The organism is Neisseria sp. 74A18 (genome assembly GCF_001308005.1).
Classification (GTDB): domain Bacteria; phylum Pseudomonadota; class Gammaproteobacteria; order Burkholderiales; family Neisseriaceae; genus Neisseria; species Neisseria dumasiana.
In genome coordinates this window covers 12,619-37,992 of the sequence record NZ_LGZA01000022.1, presented here as the reverse complement: position 1 = coordinate 37,992, position 25,374 = coordinate 12,619, and the positions used below count along the sequence as shown (strand labels likewise).

The following is a 25,374-nucleotide window of genomic DNA, read 5'->3' as shown; positions in this document are numbered from 1 at the left end:
GGCCTTACCGCACCTATCGGATAAATACACCGTGCCAACCGGCAACGGCGGGGTCAAAAATATGTTATAAAGGCATTTTCAAACCTACAAACTTGGAGCAACACGATGGAACTCGTATTTATCCGCCACGGGCAAAGCGAATGGAACGCCAAAAACCTGTTTACCGGCTGGCGCGACGTGAAACTGAGCGAGCAGGGTTTGGCAGAAGCCGCCGCCGCCGGGCAAAAACTCAAAGAAAAAGGCTATCAGTTCGACATCGCCTTCACTTCCGTATTAACCCGTGCCATCAAAACCTGCAACATCGTGCTGGAAGAATCCGACCAACTGTGGGTTCCCCAAATCAAAACATGGCGTTTGAACGAACGCCACTACGGCCAGCTTCAAGGCTTGGATAAAAAACAAACCGCCGAAAAATACGGCGACGACCAAGTGCACATTTGGCGCCGCAGCTACGACACCCTGCCGCCGCTGCTCGACCCCGCCGATGAGTTTTCCGCCCACAACGACCGCCGCTACGCCCACCTGCCCGACGATGTGGTGCCCGACGGCGAAAACCTGAAAGTTACCCTCCAACGCGTGCTGCCTTTCTGGCACGACCAAATCGCCCCCGCCATTTTAAGTGGCAAACGCGTATTGGTAGCCGCCCACGGCAACAGCCTGCGCGCCTTGGTGAAACACATCGAAGGCATTTCCGACGACGACATCATGGGCGTGGAAATCCCCACCGGCCAGCCTTTGGTTTATAAATTGGACGAAAATTTGAAAGTTGTGGATAAATTCTATCTGTAACCCCGCTTTCATCATCAACATGCTTCGAGGCCGTCTGAAAAATATTCAGACGGCCTCTTCACATTAAATCCATTCATACAGCCATGCAAATAACTCGTTTGCGCCTTGCCCGAAAAACCTTCAAGATACGACCATCCGAATAAGCATCCGCAATTGATTTAACAACAGGAGTTGAACATGAACACATTTCATCTATCCGGCTACCCGCGCATCGGTGCGAAGCGCGAGCTGAAATTTGCCGTAGAAGCCTTTTGGAAAGGCGCGAAAAGCGAAGCCGAGCTGCAAGAAGTTGCCGCCGAAATCCGCCGTCTGAACTGGGCCACCCAAAAAGCCGCCGGTGCCGATTTGCTGCCCGTAGGCGATTTTTCTTTTTACGACCACGTTTTAGACCTGCTCTGCACTTTGGGCGCGATTCCCAAACGTTTCGGTTTCGACGCGGCCAACCTGAGCCTGCCCGAATACTTCCAACTGGCGCGCGGTAACGCCACCCAGTTTGCGATGGAAATGACCAAGTGGTTCGACACCAACTACCACTACATCGTACCCGAATGGCACGCCGACACCGAATTTAAAGTCAACGCCAAAAACCTGATTGCCCAAATCAAAGAAGCCAAAGCGCAAGGCCACGACATCAAGCCCACGCTGGTCGGCCCCGTTACCCTGCTGTGGTTGGGCAAAGCCAAAGACGACAACTTCAAACGCATCAGCCTGCTGCCCAAGCTGCTGTCCGCTTACGCACAACTGCTGCGCGAACTGGCCGCAGAAGGCGTAGATTGGATTCAGATCGACGAGCCGATTCTCTCTGCCGACGCCGATGCCAACTGGATCAAAGCCGTTGAAACCGCTTACAAAGAATTTGCCAACACCGGCGTACGCATCATCATCGGCACCTACTTCGCCTCTGCCGCCGAACACCTCAACCTGCTCAAAGCCCTGCCTGTTCACGGCGTACACATCGACTGCGTGCGCGCACCCGAACAGCTCTCCGTGTTTGCCGACGCATGGCCGGAAAACAAAGTATTGTCGGTCGGCCTGATTGACGGCCGCAACGTATGGCGCGCCAACTTGAGCAAAGTGATCGACACCCTGAAACCGGTTCAAGAAAAACTGGGCAACAACCTGTGGATCGCACCTTCCTGCTCGCTGCTGCACAGCCCGCAAGACTTGGCCGTAGAAGAAAAACTCGATGCCGAAATCAAAAACTGGATGGCTTTCGCCGCCCAAAAACTGGTTGAACTGGGCGTAGTGAAACAAGCATTGGCACACGGCAAAGACAGCGTAAAAGAAGCCATTGCCGCTTCCGATGCCGCCGCAGCCGACCGCGCCACCAACAAAAAAATCCACAACGATGCCGTTAAAGCCCGCGTGGCCAACCTGCCCGAAGGTGCCGACCAACGCAAATCACCGTTTGCCGAGCGCATCAAAGCGCAACAGGCTTGGATGAACCTGCCCGTATTGCCGACCACGACTATCGGCTCGTTCCCGCAAACCACCGAAATCCGCCAAGCCCGTGCCGCCTTCAAAAAAGGCGAACTCTCCGCAGCCGATTACGATGCAGCGATGAAAAAAGAAATCGCCTACTGCGTGGAAGTACAGGAAAAATTGGAGCTGGATGTGCCGGTACACGGCGAAGCCGAGCGTAACGACATGGTGGAATACTTCGGCGAACAACTGGCCGGCTACTGCTTCACCCAATTCGGTTGGGTACAAAGCTACGGTTCACGCTGCGTGAAACCACCCATCATCTTCGGCGACGTTTCCCGCCCGAACCCGATGACCGTTTACTGGTCTTCATACGCCCAAACCCTGACCAAACGCCCGATGAAAGGCATGCTTACCGGCCCGGTAACCATGTTCAAATGGTCGTTTGTGCGCGACGACATTCCGTTGAGCGAAGTCGCCAAACAAATCGCCTTGGCCTTGAACGACGAAGTGTTGGACTTGGAAAAAGCCGGCATCAAAGTGATTCAGATCGACGAACCGGCCATCCGCGAAGCCATGCCGCTGAAAAAAGCCCAATGGGACGAATTTTTGGCTTGGGCGTGTGAAGCCTTCCGTTTGAGCAGCACTGGCGCGGAAGACAGCACCCAAATCCACACCCACATGTGCTACTCGGAGTTTAACGACATCCTACCCGCCATCGCCTCTATGGATGCCGACGTAATCACCATCGAAACATCACGTTCCGACATGGAATTGCTCACCGCGTTCGGCGACTTCAGATACCCGAACGACATCGGCCCCGGCGTGTACGACATCCACAGCCCGCGCGTGCCGACTGCCGCCGAAGTGGAAAAACTGCTGCGCAAAGCCATGGAAGTGGTGCCGGTCGAGCGCTTATGGGTCAACCCCGACTGCGGCCTGAAAACCCGCGGCTGGAAAGAAACCATCGAGCAGCTGGAAGTGATGATGGAAGTAACCAAAAAACTGCGTGGCGAGTTAGCCGCCAAATAAAGCCGAGTCTGTGAAATAGAGAGCCAAAGGCCGTCTGAAAAATTTTCAGACGGCCTTTTATCATCACTCTTGCTTTATGATAAAAGCAAAAGAACAGGACTATATATGTTCGACGGCAGGCAAAGATGTCGGCCCGCCCTACCGCACTGCAATATTTTCCGACCTGCTTGTTTGAGCTGCATACAGCAGGCCGTCTGAAAGTTTATTTTCAGACGGCCTCTCTAAAATCAAGCGATTCAACTATATTCAAACTACTTACTTAAGCAACGAGATCGGCAGGGGAGGATTACATATCCGCCCGTGTTTGCATTTGCGGAATGTTCGGGCAATCCTTGCAAGATTTGCCGTTGCGGGCAGATATATCATCTGCCCCTACAATTAGGTTATTCCATTTAAGTGGATTAACTATATAAACCACACCCAAACTTAACTTGTTGCCAATATCCTGAAACGTAAGGGCGAATATACAATCCATCCGTGCCAGATTGCAGAAAATATTCAATACTTCATTTAAATCAATTGCTTAAAAAAATTCAATAAAAACGTATCGATAAATTCACCTGTTTCAACTTCACTCAATCCACCGCCTGCGCCGCACACACCGCCGATGCCCAAGCCCATTGGAAATTATAGCCGCCGAGCCAGCCGGTAATGTCCATCACCTCGCCGATAAAATACACACCCTCACACAGCTTGCTTCGCATGGTTTTCGGGTCGATTTCCTTCACGTTTACCCCGCCCCGCGTTGCTTCCGCCTTTTTATGGCCGTCTGAACCGCTGGGCAACAACGTCCATTCGTTCAAACTTCTGCCCAACTCTTGCAGCACGGCATTGGGAATGTCGGCCCATTTTTGCGCGGCATAGGGTGCGAACGTGTCGCGGGCAAGCCAAAAATCCAACAAACGCTCGGGCAAGGCGGGGCAAAGCTGCTTCAATGCCGTATTCAGCTGGATTTTCTGACCGTGTTTGCCGTCGCACAAAGCCTGTGCCACATCCGTATCCGGCACCAGATTCACCCTGACAACCTGCCCCGGCTGCCAATAACTCGAAATCTGCAACACCGCCGGCCCGCTCAAACCTTTGTGGCGGAACAGTAAATCTTCATCGAAATCCACAGCCTGCCTGCCGCTTCCGGTGCTGATGCGTACCGGCAGGGCAATGCCCGACAACGCATCAAAACCCTGCTGCGCCCAATGTTCGAAACGCAACGGCACCAAAGCGGCTTCGGGCTGCACGATACTGTGGCCGAACTGTTTGGCCAATTCGTATCCGAACGGCGTTGCCCCCACCGCAGGCACGGCCAAACCGCCGGTGGCAACAATCAGGTTGCGGCATCGGAATACGCCTTGCGACGTGCGCACTTCAAAACGCGCGCCTTTGTTGTCAGAGGCCGTCTGAACACAATCCACGGCTTCGATACGGCAACCCGTATGCCAGCTCACCTTGCCGCGCGCGCATTCCGTTTGCAGCATGGAAATAATATCCTGCGCGCTGTGGTCGCAAAACATCTGCCCCTTATGCTTTTCGTGGTACGCAATGCCGTAGCGGTCGAGCAGCGCAATAAAATCCTGCGCGGTAAAACGCGAAAGCGCATGGCGCACGAAACGCGGCTGCTGCGACACATAATAAGCCGAGCCGTCATGCCCGTTGAGGTGGCGGTTAGTAAAATTGCAGCGGCCGCCGCCCGAAATGCGGATCTTTTCACCGATTTTCAGCGCATGATCCAGCAAAGCCACACTCAAGCCGCGCTGCCCGATACGGGCGGCACACATCATCCCCGCCGCACCCGCACCGATCACCACACAATCAAAGTAAGCAATAGTATTCATCGTTTTCCAGCTTATCCAAACACACCATTATAGCCAATCGTCCGCACAGTATCACCGCACCATCCGCCGCAACCGAGGCCGTCTGAAAAAAACGGGGGCAATAAACTGCTTTTCAGACGGCCTACCACACCAACCGCCGCTGCTGGACGCTCCCCGCAAGTTGGCGTATGCTTGCCCGACAAAGCCCGAAACCTATCGACCTATACACAAAATTTCAAAACACAGCCAAAGGAACACACCGTGCGCAACCACATCTGGGCAGCCCTCTGCCTGTGCCTTGCCGCCGCCCCGGTTTACGCCGACGCAGGCGACATCAAAGCACGCCAACAATACATGAAAGACTGGCGCGGCCTAAACAAAAAGATGAGCGGCATACTCAAAAACAGCAACGCCCAAACCTTTCCCGCCCAACAGTTTGCCGCGCTCGCCGCCGAATTAAACAGCACCGCAAACGAACCTTGGGAATATTACGGCCCCGGCACCAACGGAGCAAATTCCGAAGCCAAAGCCGCCGTGTGGGAAAAACCGCAGCAATTTCAAGCCGCTATCAAACGCTTCAACCAAGCCGCCGCCGCACTGAACCAAGCCGCTGCCGGCGGCAACTACCAAGCCGTAAAAACATCGTTCGACAAAATGGCCCAAAGCTGCAAAGCCTGCCACCAAGCATTTAAAGAATAAGCCTAAACAATAAACCCGCAGGCCGTCTGAAAACCGACTTCGTGGGTTTTACCGAAACATACAGAAAGGAAACATCATGAACCTAATCCACACCGTTACCCTGCTCGCCTTAATACAATACCTGTATTTCGGCTTTGCCGTCGGCCGCGCCAGAGCAAAATACGGCGTTAACGCCCCCGCCGTTTCCGGAAACGAACACTTCGAGCGCGCCTTCCGCATCCAAGCCAACACCCTCGAACAGCTCGTCGTTTTCCTACCCGCCCTGTTTATCGCATCTTTTTATTGGAACGAAACGCTCATCGCCGCCATCGGAGCCGTGTATTTGATCGGCCGCTTTCTCTACCGCCGAGCCTACACCGCCGACCCGCAAACCCGAGCCGTAGGCTTTCTGCTGACGGTCATACCCACATTTATCTTGATTCTAGCCGGTTTAGTCGGGGCAGTATTTAAAGCTTAAGCAGGGTTTTGCAATTGAGAAAGGCCGTCTGAATGTTCAGACGGCCTCTGTTCTACCCTTCCGCTTCTTTACTCCCTTTCGGGGCAGGCGGTTCTATTTGTTCTTTCCAGCCTCCTTAGATCGGATTCTCGAATCCCACTTGTCCGCACAATTACAATGATTAAACATTTCTGCCATCCCTACCATTTTATCGAATACGAATATCCTATCTGCATCTACCAAATTTACCCAGATTGATTGTAAACTTTTGTTTAATGTTTTAAAATTTCACTTCTTATTTAAATGCCATTCAGGCAATTCTCATTACTTAATTTTATAAATGAGTTCGGATAAGTAAAAACATCAATGACATTTCATACTATAGATATCCATACCTGACAGCATCGTTATATTAAAAATACTTTAGAGAGAAATAAAAACATGGATGAATTAAATCTCGCCAATTCGATTTTTCCCGGCTTCAACGATCAAAACGGTCTGATGATTTGCGGTTATGAATGGGGCTGGAGCAAAGCCGATGAAGCCGCTTATGAACAGGGAGAATACACACTGCCCGAGGAAAAAGTGGAGCATACTTTTGCTAATAAAGCGTTGTATTACGGAGAACGTGCCAAAACTTGGCGCTACGACAATGCGATTAAAACATGGTTCGATTTGTGGGGGCATCCTTTAAACGAACAAGGTTTAGGCGGGGCATTTGAAAAGTCGCTGTTACAGACTAACTGGGCTAACACTCAAGACCGAGCCGTAAACGATTATGAAAAATTTCTTTCTCCCGAACAAGTAAATAACTTTATGCACCATCTTAAAACTTTGCGTCCGAAGGTTATTTTCTTTATGGGCAGCAAATTATTAAATTATCTAAACCGACCCGAAGTCTTGCCTAAATTCAAGCAAATCATGGGGGAGGAAATCGAGCCTCTTCACTATGAGCAAAAACCGTTTGAAGGAACTAGATTCCGAGTAGGCTTTCAAGGTTTTGAACACTGCCAAGTCGTTTGCCTGCCCCATCCGAGTGCAAGCCGAGGCTTGTCATACGGATACATTGAATTGTTCCGCCCGGAAATGAATAAGATTTTGGCTGATTATAAAGCAGCTCGCGGGTTCTAAAAGCGGCTTTAAAGTGATGATGCCGTCTGAAAGTTTTCAGACGGCATCATTCTTGTATCAATGGCTTTATTTGCCCTAACAGCGAGGAGTTACAAGATGAGCGACCATATCCGATCTGTGTCATACCATCATCTGCCTTCTTCATTTGAAACTTTCGGCATTCAATGCGAAAGCGGCTGGCTGCCTTTGATCCGTCCGCTGATTGACTACATCGATTCCTACAATCAACACAAGCCTGAATCGGAACAGATTATTATTCTGCAAATCAAACAAAAATTCGGCGGCCTGAGTTTGCATACCGATTTCACCGATGAAACACTCGAACGAATGATAGAACAGGTTCAACAAAAATCATTGCATGTGTGTGAAAAATGCGGCAGCACGGAGCAAGTTGACGGTATCTTCATCAAGATTCAAGGCAAAACAGTGCTTCCGCGCGTCAAAACTCTATGTGTCCGTTGTGCTGAAACCGATGTGCAAACACCGCCAGTTTCAAAGCCTGATTAAATAATCAATCAACTTATTTTTAATACACGGCAACAAGCTGAAGACGGTACAGTAGTACGGAATCGATTCTGGTACCGCTTTAGCGGCTGACACAATCTTTCTCTTTGAGCTAAGGCACAGCAACACAGTAGTAAAAATGAAGTTGATTGACTATACACACTTAGGATGAAAAGGCCGTCTGAATGTTCAGACGGCCTCTGTTTTACCCTTCCGCTTCTTTATTCCCTTTCGGAGCAGGCGGTTCTATTTGTTCTTTCCAGCCACATTCTTTCTGCGGGCAGACTTTTTCTACGCCCCAGCGTTTGGTGGTTTTGATGGTCAATACCGGCCATTGGCATTTCGAGCAGGTTTCGGCAATCGGCGGGTTCCAAGTGGCGTAGTTGCAGTCGGGGTAGGTGCTGCAGCTGTAAAACAGTTTGCCGTAGCGTGATTTGCGCTCGACCAGCCGGCCTTTTTTACATTGCGGGCATTCTACGCCGGTGTCTTTGGGTTTTTCCAACGGTTCGATGTGTTTGCACTTCGGATAGTTGGCGCAGCCGATGAATTTGCTGCCGGTGCGGCTGTATTTGTAAACCAGTCCGCCGCCGCATTTGGGGCATTCGCGGCCTTCGAGTTCGGCTTGTTCGGCGGCTTCTTTGGCGATGCGCTCGGCGGCTTGTTCGGCGGTTTCGTTGACGTTGCGGGTGTAGCTGCATTCGGGATAGCCGGCGCAGGCGACGAAGCGGCCCATTCTGCCGAATTTGATTTGCAGTTTGTGGTTGCCGCATTTCGGGCAGATTTCGTCAAGCTCTTCGGTGGTGAATTTGGCGCGTTCGATGCCTTCTTTTTCTTCGACCTGTTTGTGGAATCCTTTCCAGAATTTGTCCATCACGGGAATCCACTCGCGTTTGCCGGTGGCGATTTCGTCGAGCTGGTCTTCGAGTTTGGCGGTGAAGTGGTAATCGACGTATTGGGCGAAATGTTCGGTTAAAAATTTGTTGACGATGTCGCCGGTGTCGGTAGGCATGAAGCGTTTTTGCTCCAGCGTTACGTATTCGCGCTCTTTCAGGGTGGAAATGATGCTGGCGTAGGTAGAGGGGCGGCCGATGCCGAATTCTTCGAGTGCTTTTACCAGCGTTGCTTCGTTGAAGCGCGGCGGCGGGGTGGTGAAGTGCTGCTCGCCGTAGATGTTGTCGACGGGCAGTTTTTCGCCTTCTTTCATTTCGGGCAGTTTTTTGTTGTCTTCGTCTTCGTCGTTGTCGTCGGTGCCTTCTTCATACACGCTCAAAAAGCCTGCGAAGGTTTGCACTTGGCCGGTTACGCGGAATACGCCGTTGCCCACGGCAATATCGACGGTGGTTTGGTCGAATTTGGCGGGGTTCATTTGGCAGGCTACGGTGCGCTGCCAGATCATTTGGTAGAGTTTGAATTGGTCGGCAGTTAAAAACGGCTTGACGCTTTCGGGGGTGCGGTACACGGAAGTCGGGCGGATGGCTTCGTGCGCTTCTTGTGCGTTTTTCGATTTGGTTTTGTATTGTTTGGCGGCGGAAGGCAGGTAGTCTTTGCCGATTTTGTTTTCGATGTAGTGGCGGATTTCGGTCAGCGCTTCGTCCGACAGGGTTACGCTGTCGGTACGCATATAGGTAATCAAACCGATGGCACCTTGCCCTACGTCGATACCTTCGTACAGTTGCTGGGCGGTGCGCATGGTGCGGTCGGTGGTCATGCCGAGTTTGCGCACGGCATCTTGCTGCATGGTGGAAGTGGTAAACGGTGCGGCGGGGTTGCGGCTGCGTTTTTTCTTTTCGATGGCGGCCACTTGGGCTTCTTGCCCTTCCAAACCTTTTAAGACGGCCTGTTGCGCGGCTTCGTTGGGCAGGGAGAATTGTTCCAGCTTTTCGCTGTTCCATTGCACGAGTTTGGCGGTGAATTTGCTGCGACCTTTGTGGCTGTCGAGATGTACCGACCAGTATTCCTGCGCTTCAAATGCGCGGATTTCGTTTTCGCGTTCGCAAATCAGGCGCAAGGCGGGGCTTTGTACGCGGCCTGCGCTCAAGCCGCGGCGGATTTTTTTCCACAATAAAGGGGAAAGGTTGAAGCCGACCAGATAATCCAACGCACGGCGCGCCTGCTGGGCATCGACCAGATTTTCTTCGAGTTCGCGCGGGTGGGCGATGGCATCGAGCACGGCGTTTTTGGTGATTTCGTGAAACACGACGCGCTGCGGCTTGATGTTTTTCAAGCCGCGTTTGGATTTGAGGATTTCCTGCAAGTGCCAAGAGATGGCTTCGCCTTCCCTATCCGGGTCGGTTGCCAGATAAAGGTTTTCGGCTTCTTTGGCGGCGGCAACGATGGCATCGACATGCTTGGCGTTGCGGCTGACCAGCTGGTATTTCATGGCAAAGTTGTTGTCGGGATCTACCGCGCCGGTTTTGGGCACCAAATCGCGCACATGGCCGTAGGAAGCGAGGATTTCAAAATCGCTTCCGAGATATTTTTTCAGCGTTTTGGCTTTGGAGGGCGACTCCACAATCAATAAATTCTTTGCCATCGTCGGCTCCCTTGGGTTATTCGTGCCATACCGTTGCCGTTGTGATTTCAGACGGCCTGCGCGCATTTGTTGCGCGGTGCCGTCTGAACGGGAAGCTCGGTATATATAGTGTCAATCTGTATCGGCTAACTGCTTATTATTATATTTATATGATGCCGTCTGAAACCTTGTCAAAACTATTTTCGGTTTCAGACGGCATCAAAAAGCGATGAGCGTATGTGTGTTTATGTAAAAGGCGCACAATATACCGCAAATCCTGCTGTTTGTGCGCCAATTCGATACCGCCCGACAAGCGGTGTTGTAAAAAGAGAAAAGCGGGCGGCGGCATGGCGGTTTTGATGAGGCCGTCTGAACGCCATCAAGGCCGTCTGAATTTTTCAGACGGCCTTGATGTATGTGATTCTGAAACCTTATATGGTTTTAAAGTTTCTTGCCGCAAGCGGTTTCAAACTGTTTTTCGGTGATGGTGCCGCCTTGCACGCTCATGGGGCGCAAACCGGCGGCCGTGTAGGTTTCATTGGCCACTACCGTGCCTTTTTCGTCGAGCAGTTGGAGGGCGGTTAGGCGGTAGGTTTTATTGGTACAGTGGATTTCCCAAGTTCCGATGGCGGTTTTGTATTTGGGGGTATTTCCGTAATTGTGCGAACCGGGTTTAACCACCACTTTTCTGTCGCGGAAGGTTACTAAATTGCCGTTTTTGCGGATGCTGTTTTTGTCGACAGCCACTTTGATATTGCCGTTGGCAACCGTGCCGATACTGCTCCAATTACCGCTTACCGAAGGGCCTGTGGGGCTGTTGACGGTGGTACACGCAGCCATCAACAAAACAAGGGAAGCAGCAGCAAAGCGCGGGAAAAGGCGGTAGGTATTCATACATTCCTTTCAGACGGCCTGCGGGCAGACCATAATCAAAACGCCGATATATTAAGCGGTTTTATGTGATTGAACACAAAAATAAATAAAATAGCGTAAACCGTCTGCATTAAGTTCGGCCGTATCTTGAATTAAAAAACACCCCGCCACGGTTTGAATCCGTTGGCGGGGTGCGTTTTATCCAAACACACATTAACCGATCAGCTTGCCCTGATGCAGCAGGAACAATACCGTAAAGCTGCTCAAATAAATCAAGCCCGCCCAAGCCAGCCACATCAGCCACGGTTGCAGCTTATGGCTGCCTTTGCGCACTAAAGAAAGGTTCAGCCAAGCAAAAACCGGCGTGCTCACAAACGAAGCGATCATGGCAAACTTCAGCATCACCAGCACCGCACCTTTGAAAAACAGAATCACACACAGGCCGGCAACCGCCGCAAACGTAATCCATGCCGCCAAAATACGGTTGGTGTTGCGCTCGCCGCCCACAATCAGGCGCAGCGATTCCATATTGGTGCGCGAATAGCCGTCGATCACCGTAATCGTTGTGCCGTACATACACGCAAAAGCAATAAAAGTAACCAACCAGCGCGACCATTCGCCGATGGTGGAAGCATACATATTAATCAGTTGGCTGATATACGCGCCGCCGGCCATTTTCACTTCCGTGCCCGAACCGTACTGCACCAACGCACCCAAAGCCAAAAACACCAGCGCCAGCAATGCCGTGCCGATATAGCCTACGTTAAAATCGAACAAGCCGTCTTGATAGCTGACTTTTTCCAGATTGCGCTTGGCCGCCACCCACATCGAATTAATCGCCGAAATCTCGATCGGCGCAGGCATCCAGCCCATCAACGCCACAATAAACGCCAGCGCACCTAAATTCCACGGGCTGGGTTCGATAAAATCGGCCTGCATCTGCGAACCGTTTAACGCCGCCACAATAACGGCGGCAACGGTAGTAACGGTAAGGCTGACCATAATGATTTTCGACATACCGTCAACCGTGCGGTAAGGCCCCACCAGCAGCAGCAACACCGCCGATGCCAGCACCGCAATCGAAAGCCCGTTTACCGACCATTCTCCCGGCAACACAAAATTCAAAATCGCCGCACACAACATGCTCACCGCCGCCGTATTGATAACGGTGGCAAACAAGTTGAGCACAAAAAACACCCACAAATAAATTCTGCCTTTTTCCGCATAGCCTTCAAGCAGGCTCTTGCCCGTTTCCAGCGTGTATTGCGGGCCGAAGCGGAAAAAAGGATATTTAAACAGATTGGCCAGCACAATAATCAACGCCAACTGCCATCCGTAAAGCGCACCGGCCTGAGTGGACGCAATAATATGCGAACCGCCCACCGCCGCCGATGCCATCATAATCCCCGGCCCCATCGCTTTAAAACGGCTGCGCCAGCGCGAACCGTTTACCGTTTGCTCATTCATGTTCAATTTTCCCATTCATAATTAACCGCGTAACGGCACCGCCGCAACACAGAGAAGCGGCCATTATAGAGAAATTCATCCTGATTGTTTATCTAAAAACCACGGTTTACGCCTGCCCTCCAACAGGCAGCAACACAACCGGCACCGATTGCACGCAAACCGCCGATAACGGCCTGTCGCGAAAACGGTATAATACGCGGCAGAAACCCTGCACGGTGCCGCATATATTTAAGTAAAGCCGCCGCAACACGGTTTCAGGCCGTCTGAAAAACTTTCAGACGGCCTGCGGGTTCTAACCCGTACGGCACGGGCTGTCCCGCCGCCCTTACAACAACAATGTTACCCCGTAACAACAAAGGAACCTACCATGAACAAATCTTTATATACACTCGGCACGCTTGCCGCCCTCACCCTGCTGGCTGCCTGCGGCGGCCAAAACAACAACGCCCAAGCACCCGCGGCTGCCGACACCGCATCCGCAGCGGCCGCAACAGGCGCGAAAGCATCAATTGAGCATCGCGAGCAACTGATGGAAAACTACAAAAAACAAATGGGCACGATGGCCAAAATGGTTAAAGGCGAAGCACCTTTCGATGCCGCTGCCTTCCAACAGGCTGCCGACAATTTGGATGCCGATGCAGGCAAACCGTGGCAACACTACACCCCCGAAAGCGCCAAAGAAGAATCTGAAGCCAAGCCCGAAATCTGGAGCAAGCCCGACGAATTTAAAAAAGAAATCGACAAATTCACCGCCGCAACAGCCGCTCTGAAAGTAGCCGCCGCTTCCGGCAAACTCGACGATGTGAAAAAACCCTTCGGCGAAGTCGGCCAAAGCTGCAAATCCTGCCACGATTCATTCCGCAAAGAATAAACCCCAACCCGCCTAACAATTTAGGCTCAAGCCATAGTCAATCCACTTAAATTTCACAACAAAACCGTCATACTCGGGCTTGACCCGAGTATCTCCCAAGTTTGCTGAAACTCAAGATACTCGGGTCAAGCCCGAGTATGACGAATGTACTGTTTTTAAGTTGATCCACTATATACAAGATATACAAGGCCGTCTGAAAACCTCTTTTCAGACGGCCTGAACTTTGTCCGACCGCCGTATATAATGCCTGCCGGAAACCACCACAGAAAGAACAACATGTCCCTACAAATCTATCTTGTCCGCCACGGCAAAACCGTCTTCAACACCGTAGGCCGTCTGCAAGGCTGGAGCGACTCACCGCTCACACAAGAAGGCCGCGACATCGCCGCCCGCTTGGGCCGCGGATTGGCCGAACGCAGCATCCGCTTCGATGCCGCCTTTTCCAGCACCGCACCGCGCGCCGCCGAAACCGCCCGCATCATTTTGACGCATCAGGGGCAATCCGATTTACCGCTGACACAACTGCCCGATTTGCGCGAATACTGCTTCGGCGGCTTTGAAGGCGAATTCAACCACACCCTGCACCAAACCATCGCCGCATCACTGGGCCTACCCGACGTACCAACATGGAAACAGACATACCAAAACGCCGACCATCATTTGCTGGCGGAAACAGTTTCCGCATTGGACGAACTGGGTTTGGCCGAAAACGAACAGCAATTTACAGGCCGTCTGAAAAACGGTATGGCAGAAGTGGTGCGGCAGAGCAACAGTGCCCGACGCATATTGGTTGTCGCGCACGGCATGGCCATCACGGCTATTTTGAAAAACATTGATTTCAACAGCATCCCCTACCGCAGCGTGGACAACGCTTCCGTATCCCGGCTGCGGTTCGAGCAAGGCGAATGGCGGATCGAAAGCGTAGGAGAAACCACTTTTCTATCGGCATAACATTCCAGCATGTCATGCGATTGGCGCAAAAAAGACAATATCCGCAAATTTCTGAATATTAGTTGAAAAATAACTTGTGTTTATTTTTGTTAAGAATGATAATCCTGCTTTACAAATACCAGCGGTCTAAAAATCAGACTATTGGTTGTTTTGTAACTTAATGCACAATAAATAACTTAATAACAAGGATTAAACACATGAACGCGGTTAAAAAACTTTTTGTACTCACTTCGGCTATGGCTGCTTTGTTAAGTTCGCATTCGGCTTTTGCGAACAACCCGGCTACTGATCATTTTTATGTAACTATCCGTATCACACCTATCTGCGAAGTGAATACCAGTACAGGTGGCTCTCCTTCTCAAGTAGAAAATACACCTTCTGCCGGAGCGGATATTGACTTCGGCAGTTACCCTTCCAACCATCAAAACCAAGTAGATGGAATGAGCAAAGCGGGTTCTGGAGGTGGTATTGTAGTTAAATGTACCAATGAGACCCCTTACAAAATCGCTTTGAAACCTACCAGCACCAGTAGCGAAACGGGAGACGGTCATATGACAGGCCTAGGTACTGCATCTAAAAACCGAATTGCCTACAAATTATATAAAGATTCAGGCTACCAAAATGAATGGGGCAGCCAGCCGGGTACAAATACCATGAATGCAACTGGTGCGGGTATTGCATCACCTGCACACTATCCTGTTTATGGTCGGGTACAAGCAAGTGAACTGGATAAAATAGCCGGCCGCTACTTTGACCGCGTAGCAGTAGAAGTTAGCTACTAACTCTAAACCAACCCAAACTCCACAACTCGTCATACTCGGGCTTGGCAGCAGCTTCAAGGCATTTAACGATGCCTGCCGATATCTGCGTCAAGCTCGGATATGGCGTATATTGTTTTTAAGCCCAAATAAATATTTTATTTGAATATTTTTTGAAATAGCTGCGTTATTTTCCTTCATTCCAACCTTCATCATGAAAGCGGATACAGATATGGCTAACCTGAAACCTTCCCCAGCTTGCATACTTACCGGTTTGGCACTGAGCACCGTATCCGGTGCCTTTGCCGCCGGCCTGCAAGTCAGCCCTACCGGTTTGTCCCTGCCCGCCAAACAGCGGGCAGGCGTTTTCACGTTAACCAATACCGGTGCCAAGCCGCTGACCGCGCAGGTGCGTGTGTACCGCTGGAGCCAAGACGGTGAAGGCAAAGACGTGCTGACACCCAGCGGCGATGTCGTGGCCAGCCCGCCCATGGTAAAACTGGCTGCCGGAAAAGCACAGCAATTCCGCGTGATCCGCACCAAGCCCGCCGCACCGCACGAAGAGGCGTTCCGCTTGGTGGTAGACGAATTGCCCGCCCCCGAAGACAAACCCCAATCCAGCCTGCAATTCGTGCTGCGCTATTCGATTCCGCTGTTTTTAAACCAAACCGATTCACCCGAGCCGCAACTGCAATGGCGCGTCGAGCGGGCAGCGGGCGGCAAAAGCGTGCTCACCGTTAAAAATATCGGCAAGGCTTATGCCCAGTTGAGCAATATTTCTGTGAAAAACGGCAGCAAAGACAAGAGTTTGGCCGGCGGCTTGGCCGGATATGTGCTGCCGGGCAACACTTGGAAAAGCGTAGTGGATGCCGAGCCTGCTTCATTGAAAAACGGCGGATTGTCGGCCACGGTAAACGGTCGGCAGATAAAGCCGGAGGTTCAAGGTGCAGTACGTTAATACTGCATTTCCTTTAAAACAGATTGTTTCCGGCATTTTCTTGTTTTTATACACGTTTCAGGCATCCGCCGAAACTTTTGTTCCGGAAACCGCCGCGTATGCCCAAGAATGGCTGCCGGTTTATCCGCAGGTGTCTGTAAACGGCAGCACGGCGGAAGATCTGTTCAAATTTATGTCGCACCACGGGCGTTTATTCGTGCAAGCGGATACGCTCGACTCTTTAGGTATCCGCACACCTCCTTCACATATACGGCAAGCAAAACAGGTCGAAGGAAAAGTTACCGATACCGACGGCACTGCCGCATCTGCAACAAATACAGATTCCGCCACAAGCGAACCTGAAACCGAGCTTGCCACTGCGGAAAGGCCGTCTGAAAAAAGCCTGTCTGAAAACCAAGCTGAAGCTGACGCACAATCCCCAACACACAACCAAGCACACCGAGCAGGCAATCCAACTGCCGCCGACACCGCTTCATCCGGCTGGATTGAGCTGGAAACCATTCCCGAACTGCACGTTCAATACGATGCCGCCGCCCAAACTTTGGCACTTACCGCGCCTTTGGACTGGCTTAACCTGCCTGTAACCCATATCGGCAAAGAAACCGAACAAGCCTACCTGATTGCCCGCCCCGGTTTCGCAGGCGTGTTGAACTATGATTACAACATCACACGCAACGGCAACGGCAGCAACGGCCACGGCCTGCTGACCGAAGCGCGCCTGACCACTCCTGCCGGCTATCTGAGCCATAACCATCTGTGGAACCGCCATCAAGAAAACGAACGCAGCACCAACAAAAACGTGCGTTTGGACACCTATTGGCGCAGCACTTGGCCGGAACAAGGCTTGGTGCTGACCGCCGGTGACATTTTTGCCGGCCAGTTGAGCGGCAGCAGCTCGCGCTTGGGCGGCATCAAACTCGAACGCACATACCGCACCCAACCGTGGCGGAACACCGCGCCTTTGCGTTCTTATTTGGGCGAGACCACTTTGCCCGGCACCGTCGATTTATATTTGAACGGCGTGAAACAATACAGCCAAGATGTCGCCGCCGGACGCTATGAAATCACCCTGCCGCCTTCCATCAGCGGCAGCGGCACGGCACAAGTGGTGGCAACCGACGTATTAGGCCGCCAAGTAGTGGTAGATTTACCCTTGTACCGCGGCACCGGCATGCTGGCCAAAGGCTTGAACGAATGGTCGTTGGAAGCAGGCTATTTGCGGCGCGGCTACGGCATCAGCGATTTCGACTACCACAAAACATTAGTCGGAAGCGGCGCAATACGCTACGGCATCAGCCACTTCCTAACCGGCCAGCTTCATGCGCAGGGTGGCGGCGGATACCGCCAGTTCGGCGCGGCGGCCAACAGCGTTATCGGCTCGCTGGGGCAACTCAACTTCAGCTATGCACAAAGCCGTTTCAAACAACACAAAGGCGCGCAAAGCAGCGTGTTTTTCAGCACGCAAAAAGGCGCATGGTCGTTTGGCGCGGGCTGGAGCCTTTACAGCAACCGTTTTTCCGAATTAAGCCGGATTCTCGATGAAAAAGCATTTCAGCCCGAACCCGGCCACATCCGCACCGCCTCCGCCTCACTCGGCTGGAGCAGCCGCAAGTTAGGCTCGTTTGCACTCTCTTATCTGCACAACAAACGCAGCGCAGAAAAGCAAACAGACAAAATCGGCACATTCAACTGGAATGTGAATATCGGCAAACGCCTCGGCGTGTATCTGAATGCCGCACACCATTTCAACAACAGCGAACAGCGCAGCCTCTACGGCGGCATATCGCTCAGCTTGGACAAAGGCTATTCCGCCCATGCCGGCAGCCAACGCGACGGCAGCGGCAACAGAAGCCACCGTCTCTCTTTAAGCAAATCTTCCGCCGGATTGGGCAGCCCTTCTTGGAACATCGGCTGGCAGCAGCAAAGCAGCAGCCACACCAAACGCCAAGGCCATCTGAACGGCTATCTGAACCACGATACCCAATACGGCGACTTCAGAGGCAGCGTTTACCACACCAACGGCATGACCAACTGGAACACCGGCGTGCGCGGCGGCATCGTGCTGATGCGGGGCGATGTGTTCGCCACCCGCACCGTGAACGACAGCTTTGCCGTCGTCAACGCGGGCGGCATGGCTGGCGTGCCGGTTATGCTGTTTAACAACACCGTCGGCAAAACCAACCGCAAAGGCCTGCTGCTGGTACCCAACTTATCGGCTTACCAGAAAAACTCGCTTGATATCGACATTACCGATTTGCCGCAAAACGTGCAGGTGGAACACTCGCGCGTACAGGCCGTGCCGACCGAACGCTCCGGTGTTGCGGTGGATTTCAAAATCAACATCATGCGCGCCGCCGCCCTGACCCTGAAACATTCAGACGGCCTCTTTGTAAAAGACGGCTCGGTGATTCGCAGCGAAGACGGCACGCCCGTTGCCGTGGTCGGTTTCGACGGCCGCGCATTTGTCGAACAGTTGGCGGAAGGCCGCAACCGCTTTACGGTGCAACAGCCCGAAAACGGCGGCGAATGCCGCTTTGAGGTGGATTATCAAACCGAACAACATCCGAACAGCCTGCCCGATTTAGGTGAAATGATATGCACAAAAAACCAGCAGTAAACCTACCCGCAACAGCCGCCAAGCAAGCCGCCCTACCGCTGCCTGCGGGCGCACTTCTCGTCGCCCTGCTGGCCATACTGCCCGAGCAGGAAGCATTGGCAGATTGTACAGCTACGGCGCAAAGTATCCATTTCGGCAACGTAAATTTGCTCGCTCCAAGCCCCGCCACCGCACAAGGTGCAGTGTCTGTTACCTGCACAAAAACAGCCAGCCGATCAAGCCCGCAGAGTTTTAACGTTTGCTTGGCGGTTGACGGCGGTCAGACTTCCCAGCAAACATTAAACCCCAAGCGCTTATGCAAAAGTAGTCGTTGTAGTAACAACGATACACCCCCTTTCGTAACTTATGATCTCTACCACGACCCCGCACACACGAGAATTTGGTCTACACCGAGACAAAACGGCCGACCCATTGATGTAACAATAAACGTTCCCGCCGGGGCTGCGTCGCACACCGTGGACGTGCCTTTCTATGCCAAACTTATCCCGCCCTTCACCAATGTAACGGAAGGAATTTACTCCATCGGTTTTGGCGGCGGTTCTACCTCGCTGTCTTACGGCAACACATCGTGCGGTATCGGCGGTCGGCGTTTTGCCTTTACTGTAACCGCAAACGTCATAAAAAACTGCATCATCAGCGAGGCAAGAGACATCAACTTCGGCACGGTTCAAACAAATGCCACCAACCTGCAAGGACAATCGTCTTTTAAAGTAACCTGTACCCAAGGCACGCCCTACAAAATCGGCCTGCAACCTTCCAATAACAATCAAAACGGGCAAGGGGTTATGCGGGCTGTGCAGGCAGGAAACCCCGACGGCGTACCCTACCAACTGAGTTCGACCGCCGGATTAAACGGCACCGTTTGGGGAAACACGGCAACCGCCCAAAGCACCAACAACGGCGTAGCCGGAACCGGTAGCGGCACGGCACAGAAACACGATGTATATGCCACCATCGACTCAGTTAACAACTACCGCCCGGGTGAGTATCGGGACAGAGTCATCATTAACGTTCATTATTGAAACAGGTGGATAGGCTTGCCCGCGCCGAACCGCTTGAATACCGAAGGCTATAGTCAATCAACTTAAATGCAGTATGAGACCTTTGCAAAACTCTCATCTGCGGCGCATTTCTGCGTTGTGCGCTGCTCGCTCGTTTGCCTATCTATATGATATGTCTGCACTCGCTGTGCTGCTACGCCTTGAACTGCATCCACATCTGAGAGTTTTGCAAAGGTCTCAGTATGTTCGTCATACTCGGGTTTGACCCGAGTATCTTGAGTTTCAGCAAGTTTGGGAGATACTCGGGTCAAGCCCGAGTATGACGGTTTTGTTCGAGTATGACGGTTTTGTTATGAAACTTAAGCGGGTTGACTATATATGTTCAACGGCGGGCAAGGATGCCCGCCCTACGGCGTTTTGATATTTTCCGGCCTGCCTTATGCTACATACGGCAGGCCGAGACCTTTGCAAAACCCCCATCTGCGGCGCATTTCTGCGTTGTGCGCTGCTCGCTCGTTTGCCTATCTATATGATATGTCTGCACTCGCTGTGCTGCTACGCCTTGAACTGCATCCACATCTGGGGGTTTTGCAAAGGTCTCAGGCCGTCTGAAAGTTTTATTTTCAGACGGCCTCACCAAAATCAAGCGATTCAACTATATTTAATCTGCTTAATTAATAACCCAATCGGTAGGGGCGGATTGCATATCCGCCCGTGTTTGCATTGCCGGAATGTTCGGGCAATCCTTGCAAGATTTGCCGTTGCGGGCGGATATATACCGCCCCTACGATTGTGTTACCCAAATTAAGTGGTTTAACTAACTATAGTGGATCAACTTAAAAATAGTACGTTCGTCATACTCGGGCTTGACCCGAGTATCTTGAGTTTCAGCAAGTTTGGGAGATACTCGGGTCAGGCCCGAGTATGACGGTAATGCTACTAAAATTAAGTTTTTTAACTATATCTGCGCGCTTCCAAACCATTTCAGCTAAACAACACCGAAGCGTTGCCGATGCCGCCGATGGATACCGACATAAAATCGCCTGCGCTCACGTTTTCCAGCGGCACGAGTGCGCCGGAGAGGATGATTTCGCCGGCTTTGAGCGGGATGCCGAAGCTGCCCAGGGTGTTGGCTAGCCAGGCGACGCAGTTGACGGGGCTGCCGAGGGCGGCGGCACCTGCGCCGGTGCTGATGATTTTGCCTTTTTTCTCGACCACCATGCCGCAGGTACGCAAATCGACTTGGCGCGGGCTGACGGCGGTGTCGCCCAGAATCAGCAGGCCGCAGGAGGCGTTGTCGGCAACGGTGTCTTGGATTTTGATCTGCCAGTTTTCGATGCGTGAATCGACGATTTCAAAACACGGCATCACGCATTCGGTGGCGGCGATGACGTCGGCTGCGGTTACGCCGGGGCCGTTGAGGTCTTTTTTCAGCACGAAGGCGATCTCGCCCTCGGCACGCGGCTGCATCAGCATTTGGCTGATGGGCATGTCTTGCCCTTGGCTGAATACCATTTTGTCGGTGAGAAAGCCGAAATCGGGCTGATCGACTTTGAGCATGGATTGTACGGCATGCGAGGTGAGACCGATTTTTTTGCCTATTACTTTTTCGCCTGCATCCAAGCGGTGTTGCAGGAAGGCTTGGGAGATGTGGTAAGCGTCTTCGATGGTGATGTCGGGTGCTTGTTCGGTAAGCGGGCGGATGGCTTGGCGGTTGGTCATGGCTTGGTAGAGCATGGTGCCGAAGCGTTTGATGTCGTCTTGGGTCATGGTGTTTCTCCGTGAGGCCGTCTGAAATTTCAGACGGCCTTTTGTTATGGGTTGTGGGGTATGGCGGGCAGGGATGCCCGCCCTACGGTTTTCAGACAGGCATTTCTTCAACTCTGTCTGCATGCTGTCATACTCGGGCTTGACCCGAGTATCTTGCGTTTCAAGAACGTTGGGAGATGCTCGGGTCAAGCCCGAGCATGACGGGCGGTGCTGTTTTTAACGGCGAGTTTAGCGGCGGGCAGGGATGCCCGCCCTGCGGTTTTTAGAACCGCACAGCCCGCTTTCAGACGGCCTGCTTAAAGTTTGATGCAGATGTTTTTCAGCTCGGTGTAAAACTCCAGCCCGTGCACGCCGCCTTCGCGGCCGATGCCGGATTGTTTGGCGCCGCCGAATGCGGTGCGCAAATCGCGCAGGAACCAGCTGTTTACCCACACCAAACCGGCTTCCATCTGCTCGGCCACGCGCACGGCGCGGCTGCTGTTTTCCGTCCAGATGGCGGCAGCAAGGCCGTAGCGGGTGTCGTTGGCCAGCGCAATCACTTCTTCTTCGCTGTCGAAGGGGCGGATGTGGCAGCAGGGGCCGAAGATTTCTTCGCGAATCACGCGGGCGTCGTCCGGCAATCCTGTCCAAATGGTCGGTTCTATCCATGCGCCGTCTTGCAGGGCTTCGCCCATGTCGGGTATGCCGCCGCCGATTTCTACGGTTGCGCCTTCTTCTTCGGCCAGTTTGTAGTACGACAGCACTTTATCGCGGTGTTCCAAACTGATTAGGGGGCCGAAATTGGCTTCGGGGTCTTCGGGGCGGCCGGGCTTGAGTTTGGCCACTTCTTCTTTCATGCGTTTTAAAAAGGCATCGAAGAGCGGGCGTTCTACATATACGCGCTCGGTGCCGAGACACACTTGGCCGCAGTTGACGAAGGCGGAACGCATGGTGCCTTCGACGGCTTTTTCCAAGTCGCAGTCGGCAAACACGATGGCGGGGTTTTTGCCGCCGCATTCCATCGAGATGTTGCGCAGGCCGACGGCAGCGGCTTTCATGATGATTTCGCCGGTGCGGGTTTCGCCGGTAAAGGTGATGGCGTCGATGTCTTTGTGTTCGGTAAGGAAGGCACCGGCGGAATTGGGGCCGAAGCCGTGCACGACGTTGAACACGCCGGGCGGTACGCCGCATTCGTTCATTACCTCGCCCAGCAGGGTGGTGGTGGCGGGGGTTTCTTCAGACGGCTTCACGACCACGGTGTTGCCGCAGGCCAAGGCGGGGCCGACTTTCCATGTCATCAACAGCAGGGGCAGGTTCCACGGGGCAACCACGGCAACCACGCCTTTGGGGGTGCGGTGGCCGACGTTTAATGCGCCTTTGCCGTCGGACGTGTCGAGACGGAAGCCTTCGGTGGGGTGGTTGGCCAAGGTTTCGGAGAAGGCTTTGAAGTTGGCCGCGCCGCGCGGGATGTCGATATGGGCGGCCATTTTGCGCGGCTTGCCGGTATCGAGACATTCGGCTTCGAGAAATTCGTCGAAGCGTTCGTTGATGCGGTCGGCCACTTTATTGAGCAATTCGATGCGCTCTGCCTGCGTGAGTTTGCCCCACGGGCCTTTGAGTGCGGCGCGGGCGGCGGCAACGGCGGCATCGACTTCTTCTCTGCCGCCTTCGTGTACGATGCCGATCACGCTGTTATCTACGGGGTTGCGGTTTTCAAAGGTTTTGCCGCCGGCGGAGCCGACATATTTACCGTTGATAAAGTGTTTGAATTCTTTCATGTTTCTGCCTCTGTTTTCGATAGGGTTCGTGCACGCTTTTCAGACGGCCTTGATGCCTGTCTGAAAAGAACGGTTAGACCGCTCAATACTTCATCAATAACCGCCGTCATACCCGGGCTTGAGCCGAGTATCTTGGCTTTCAATCGGTTCGGGGATATTCGGGTCAAGCCCGGGTATGGCGGCCATTCATGTTCAGACGGCCTCTTGTTTCGAGCAGGCCGTCTGAACATGCCGATTAAGTCAATACGGTTAAGAAACGCTCGTTGAGCACGCGGTCGTGGTAGAAAATGGCTTTGCCCAGCTTATCCACATCCCAAGTAACGGGCGGGTGGTCGGGATAATAGTAATCGCCGCCCGCAAACACTTCGTTGCGGTTGCCGGAGGGGTCGAAGAAATAAATCGTCTGCCCGTGGGTTAAGCCGTGGCGGGTCGGGCCGATGTCGATGGAGGTATCGGTCATGGAGATTAAATCGCCTGCCAACAGCACGTCGTTCCATGTTTCCAAGTAAAACGAAGCATGGTGGAATTTGCCTTTTTCGGGGTGGCGGATAAAAGCCACGTCGTGCGCTTTCATCGAGCAGGTTAAAAACTGTGCGGCCCGCGCGCCCTCGGGCGTAACCACCTGCTCGGCCAAACCGAAACCCAGCACTTGGGTGAAGAGATCAAACGTGCGGTCGAGATCGTCGCCGTAAAGCAGGCAGTGGTCGAAACGGGTGGCTTTCATGCCTTTCAAATCGCGCGGCCACGCTTCGGGGTTGTGGTTGCTCACACCGTATTTGCCCGGTTGGTCTTTGGTGGCAAACAGCTCGAACACATGCCCTGTGGGCGCGGTAAAACGCACGCGGCGGCCGCAGCCTTTCAGTTCGCCGGCGGGGATGTCGTGCACATCCAAACCGCCGAAATCAACCAGCTCTTGGCGCAGTTGGCCTAAGGTGGCTTCGTCAACCACTTTAAACGCCATGAAATCCATACCGGCTTCGTCTGCCTCGCGCAGCACCACCGAAAAACTGTCTATTTCCGTCCAGCCTTTAAAATAGCGCCGGCCCTGCCCGTCGGTGCCGACGGGAATCAAGCCCAACAAGTCGCCGTAATGTTTCACGGCTTCATCCATATCCAATACCCGGATTTGCACATGGCCGGGGCGCATCACACCTTTTCTCATCTTCTTTCTCCTTATTTGTATCCAGCAAACAATCTAAAAACGCCGTCACGGGCGAACCGATACGCAACCCAAGCGACTTGAAGCAGCGGTTACGCAAACGGGTTGTAGGGAGTGCAGGGCTTTTCGCTCACCACTTCCATATCGCTTTCGGGAAACACCCGACAGGCCAAAACTACGCCCTGCGCCAAGTCTTGCTCGTTGATATGGGTTTTGCTCATGGCTTTTTTGCGGTAGCTGCCCGACACGATGCGGATTCTGCACACGCCGCACCCGCCGCCGCGGCAACCGACGGCAATCGGCGGCTGCCCGTTGCGCTCCGAGGCAACCAGCAGGCTTTGCCCTTCTTCAACCGTGATATTGCGCAAACAGCAATCCGAATCGATTTGCTCTTTGATACATACCGTGTAGCACATCACCTCACCTCCTTGCTGCTTGGGTGGTTTCAGACGGCCTCCATGCCGTCTGAACACACTAAGCACCGTCAGCGGCCTTTGGCTTTGGCCGACTCTCCTGCAATACCGAAATGCTGCTTGGGCATTTCGTTAATCAGCACCCGCACCGATTCTTTGGGCGCACCCACGGCGCGGATCATGGCTTCGGTTACTTCGCGGATAACGGCTTCTTTCTGCTCGTCGGTGCGGCCTTCCATCATGTGGACTTGAATAATCGGCATGGTTGTTTCCTTTCTTTAGGTTTTTGTTTCTATTGAAACAACGATAATGAATCGGCTTAAAAACAGTTCCGCCGTCATACTCGGGCTTGACCCGAGTATCTTGTGTTTCAGTCATGCTTTGAGATACTCGGGTCAAGCCCGAGTATGACGGTGCTGTGATTAAGTAAGGGGTGTCGCAGCAAA

25 protein-coding genes are annotated in these 25,374 nt (G+C 52.9%); 15 read left to right on the top strand and 10 right to left on the bottom strand.

Annotated elements, in window-relative coordinates; translation table 11 throughout:
• Positions 1–105: 105 nt before the first annotated feature.
• The 3 genes from AKG43_RS08005 (at position 106) to AKG43_RS12785 (ending at position 3,506) form a co-directional block, all read left to right on the top strand.
• The gene (locus AKG43_RS08005; RefSeq protein WP_054600044.1) at positions 106–789 is read left to right on the top strand and encodes a 2,3-diphosphoglycerate-dependent phosphoglycerate mutase; all 684 of its coding nucleotides are present in this window, start codon (positions 106–108) and stop codon (positions 787–789) included.
• 177 nt (positions 790–966) lie between these two features.
• A complete protein-coding gene (gene metE, locus AKG43_RS08000; protein WP_054600043.1) occupies positions 967–3,243 on the top strand; it encodes a 5-methyltetrahydropteroyltriglutamate--homocysteine S-methyltransferase in 2,277 nt (758 codons plus the stop codon).
• Positions 3,244–3,368: 125 nt separating this feature from the next.
• The gene (locus AKG43_RS12785) at positions 3,369–3,506 is read left to right on the top strand and encodes a hypothetical protein (RefSeq protein WP_156300643.1); all 138 of its coding nucleotides are present in this window, start codon (positions 3,369–3,371) and stop codon (positions 3,504–3,506) included.
• Positions 3,507–3,818: 312 nt separating this feature from the next.
• On the opposite strand, the gene AKG43_RS07990 is transcribed toward AKG43_RS12785, so the two are convergent.
• Complete coding sequence (locus tag AKG43_RS07990) at positions 3,819–5,072, bottom strand: NAD(P)/FAD-dependent oxidoreductase (protein WP_054600041.1); 1,254 nt, start codon at positions 5,070–5,072, stop codon at positions 3,819–3,821.
• Between the two features lie 240 nt (positions 5,073–5,312).
• On the opposite strand from AKG43_RS07990, the gene AKG43_RS07985 reads away from it, so the two are divergent.
• The 4 genes from AKG43_RS07985 (at position 5,313) to AKG43_RS07970 (ending at position 7,824) form a co-directional block, all read left to right on the top strand.
• Positions 5,313–5,750 (top strand): cytochrome c, encoded by a 438-nt coding sequence (locus tag AKG43_RS07985; protein WP_054600040.1) that lies wholly within the window; start codon positions 5,313–5,315, stop codon positions 5,748–5,750.
• A 76-nt stretch (positions 5,751–5,826) separates the two neighbouring features.
• Positions 5,827–6,207, top strand: coding sequence for an MAPEG family protein (locus AKG43_RS07980; RefSeq protein ID WP_054600039.1), 381 nt, complete (start codon positions 5,827–5,829; stop codon positions 6,205–6,207).
• 420 nt (positions 6,208–6,627) lie between these two features.
• Entirely contained in the window at positions 6,628–7,317 is a 690-nt protein-coding gene (locus AKG43_RS07975) for a hypothetical protein (protein ID WP_054600038.1), read from the top strand.
• A 60-nt stretch (positions 7,318–7,377) separates the two neighbouring features.
• Positions 7,378–7,824: a hypothetical protein gene (locus AKG43_RS07970; protein WP_156300642.1), complete on the top strand. Its 447-nt coding sequence runs from the start codon at positions 7,378–7,380 to the stop codon at positions 7,822–7,824.
• Between the two features lie 202 nt (positions 7,825–8,026).
• Here AKG43_RS07970 and topA read toward each other — a convergent pair whose 3' ends face one another.
• The 4 genes from topA to AKG43_RS07950 all read right to left on the bottom strand — a co-directional run bounded on the left by topA (position 8,027) and on the right by AKG43_RS07950 (position 12,673).
• A complete protein-coding gene (gene topA / locus AKG43_RS07965; protein ID WP_054600036.1) occupies positions 8,027–10,354 on the bottom strand; it encodes a type I DNA topoisomerase in 2,328 nt (775 codons plus the stop codon).
• 145 nt (positions 10,355–10,499) lie between these two features.
• Positions 10,500–10,682: a hypothetical protein gene (locus AKG43_RS07960; RefSeq protein WP_054600035.1), complete on the bottom strand. Its 183-nt coding sequence runs from the start codon at positions 10,680–10,682 to the stop codon at positions 10,500–10,502.
• 92 nt (positions 10,683–10,774) lie between these two features.
• The gene (locus AKG43_RS07955; protein ID WP_054600034.1) at positions 10,775–11,227 is read right to left on the bottom strand and encodes a surface-adhesin E family protein; all 453 of its coding nucleotides are present in this window, start codon (positions 11,225–11,227) and stop codon (positions 10,775–10,777) included.
• Between the two features lie 192 nt (positions 11,228–11,419).
• Complete coding sequence (locus AKG43_RS07950) at positions 11,420–12,673, bottom strand: NRAMP family divalent metal transporter (RefSeq protein ID WP_054600053.1); 1,254 nt, start codon at positions 12,671–12,673, stop codon at positions 11,420–11,422.
• Between the two features lie 367 nt (positions 12,674–13,040).
• Here AKG43_RS07950 and AKG43_RS07945 point away from each other — a divergent pair, with 367 nt between their 5' ends.
• The 8 genes from AKG43_RS07945 (at position 13,041) to AKG43_RS13325 (ending at position 20,441) form a co-directional block, all read left to right on the top strand.
• On the top strand, positions 13,041–13,544 hold the full coding sequence (locus tag AKG43_RS07945; RefSeq protein ID WP_054600033.1) for a cytochrome c: 504 nt from the start codon (positions 13,041–13,043) through the stop codon (positions 13,542–13,544).
• A 276-nt stretch (positions 13,545–13,820) separates the two neighbouring features.
• On the top strand, positions 13,821–14,495 hold the full coding sequence (locus AKG43_RS07940; protein WP_054600032.1) for a histidine phosphatase family protein: 675 nt from the start codon (positions 13,821–13,823) through the stop codon (positions 14,493–14,495).
• Between the two features lie 197 nt (positions 14,496–14,692).
• Positions 14,693–15,277 (top strand): spore coat protein U domain-containing protein, encoded by a 585-nt coding sequence (locus AKG43_RS07935; protein ID WP_054600031.1) that lies wholly within the window; start codon positions 14,693–14,695, stop codon positions 15,275–15,277.
• Between the two features lie 208 nt (positions 15,278–15,485).
• Positions 15,486–16,211: a molecular chaperone gene (locus tag AKG43_RS07930; protein ID WP_156300641.1), complete on the top strand. Its 726-nt coding sequence runs from the start codon at positions 15,486–15,488 to the stop codon at positions 16,209–16,211.
• A gap of 40 nt (positions 16,212–16,251) precedes the next feature.
• Positions 16,252–18,828 (top strand): fimbria/pilus outer membrane usher protein, encoded by a 2,577-nt coding sequence (locus AKG43_RS07925; protein WP_156300640.1) that lies wholly within the window; start codon positions 16,252–16,254, stop codon positions 18,826–18,828.
• Positions 18,807–19,850, top strand: coding sequence for a spore coat U domain-containing protein (locus tag AKG43_RS12365; protein ID WP_082403030.1), 1,044 nt, complete (start codon positions 18,807–18,809; stop codon positions 19,848–19,850). Before AKG43_RS07925 ends, AKG43_RS12365 begins: the two co-directional genes overlap by 22 nt.
• A 73-nt stretch (positions 19,851–19,923) precedes the next feature.
• Positions 19,924–20,094 carry a lipoprotein signal peptidase gene (locus tag AKG43_RS13330; protein ID WP_082403029.1) on the top strand — a complete coding sequence of 57 codons (171 nt, stop codon included), beginning with the start codon at positions 19,924–19,926 and terminating at the stop codon, positions 20,092–20,094.
• 200 nt (positions 20,095–20,294) lie between these two features.
• Positions 20,295–20,441: a lipoprotein signal peptidase gene (locus tag AKG43_RS13325; protein WP_082402930.1), complete on the top strand. Its 147-nt coding sequence runs from the start codon at positions 20,295–20,297 to the stop codon at positions 20,439–20,441.
• 372 nt (positions 20,442–20,813) lie between these two features.
• Here AKG43_RS13325 and dmpE read toward each other — a convergent pair whose 3' ends face one another.
• The 5 genes from dmpE to AKG43_RS07895 all read right to left on the bottom strand — a co-directional run bounded on the left by dmpE (position 20,814) and on the right by AKG43_RS07895 (position 25,191).
• Entirely contained in the window at positions 20,814–21,599 is a 786-nt protein-coding gene (dmpE, locus tag AKG43_RS07915) for a 2-oxopent-4-enoate hydratase (RefSeq protein ID WP_054600028.1), read from the bottom strand.
• Positions 21,600–21,895: 296 nt separating this feature from the next.
• On the bottom strand, positions 21,896–23,356 hold the full coding sequence (locus AKG43_RS07910) for a 2-hydroxymuconic semialdehyde dehydrogenase (protein ID WP_054600027.1): 1,461 nt from the start codon (positions 23,354–23,356) through the stop codon (positions 21,896–21,898).
• Between the two features lie 235 nt (positions 23,357–23,591).
• On the bottom strand, positions 23,592–24,518 hold the full coding sequence (locus AKG43_RS07905; protein ID WP_054600026.1) for a catechol 2,3-dioxygenase: 927 nt from the start codon (positions 24,516–24,518) through the stop codon (positions 23,592–23,594).
• Between the two features lie 89 nt (positions 24,519–24,607).
• Complete coding sequence (locus AKG43_RS07900; RefSeq protein ID WP_231718136.1) at positions 24,608–24,988, bottom strand: 2Fe-2S iron-sulfur cluster-binding protein; 381 nt, start codon at positions 24,986–24,988, stop codon at positions 24,608–24,610.
• A gap of 11 nt (positions 24,989–24,999) precedes the next feature.
• Positions 25,000–25,191, bottom strand: a complete 192-nt coding sequence (locus tag AKG43_RS07895) for a 4-oxalocrotonate tautomerase (protein ID WP_054600024.1) — start codon at positions 25,189–25,191, stop codon at positions 25,000–25,002.
• Positions 25,192–25,374: the final 183 nt, after the last annotated feature.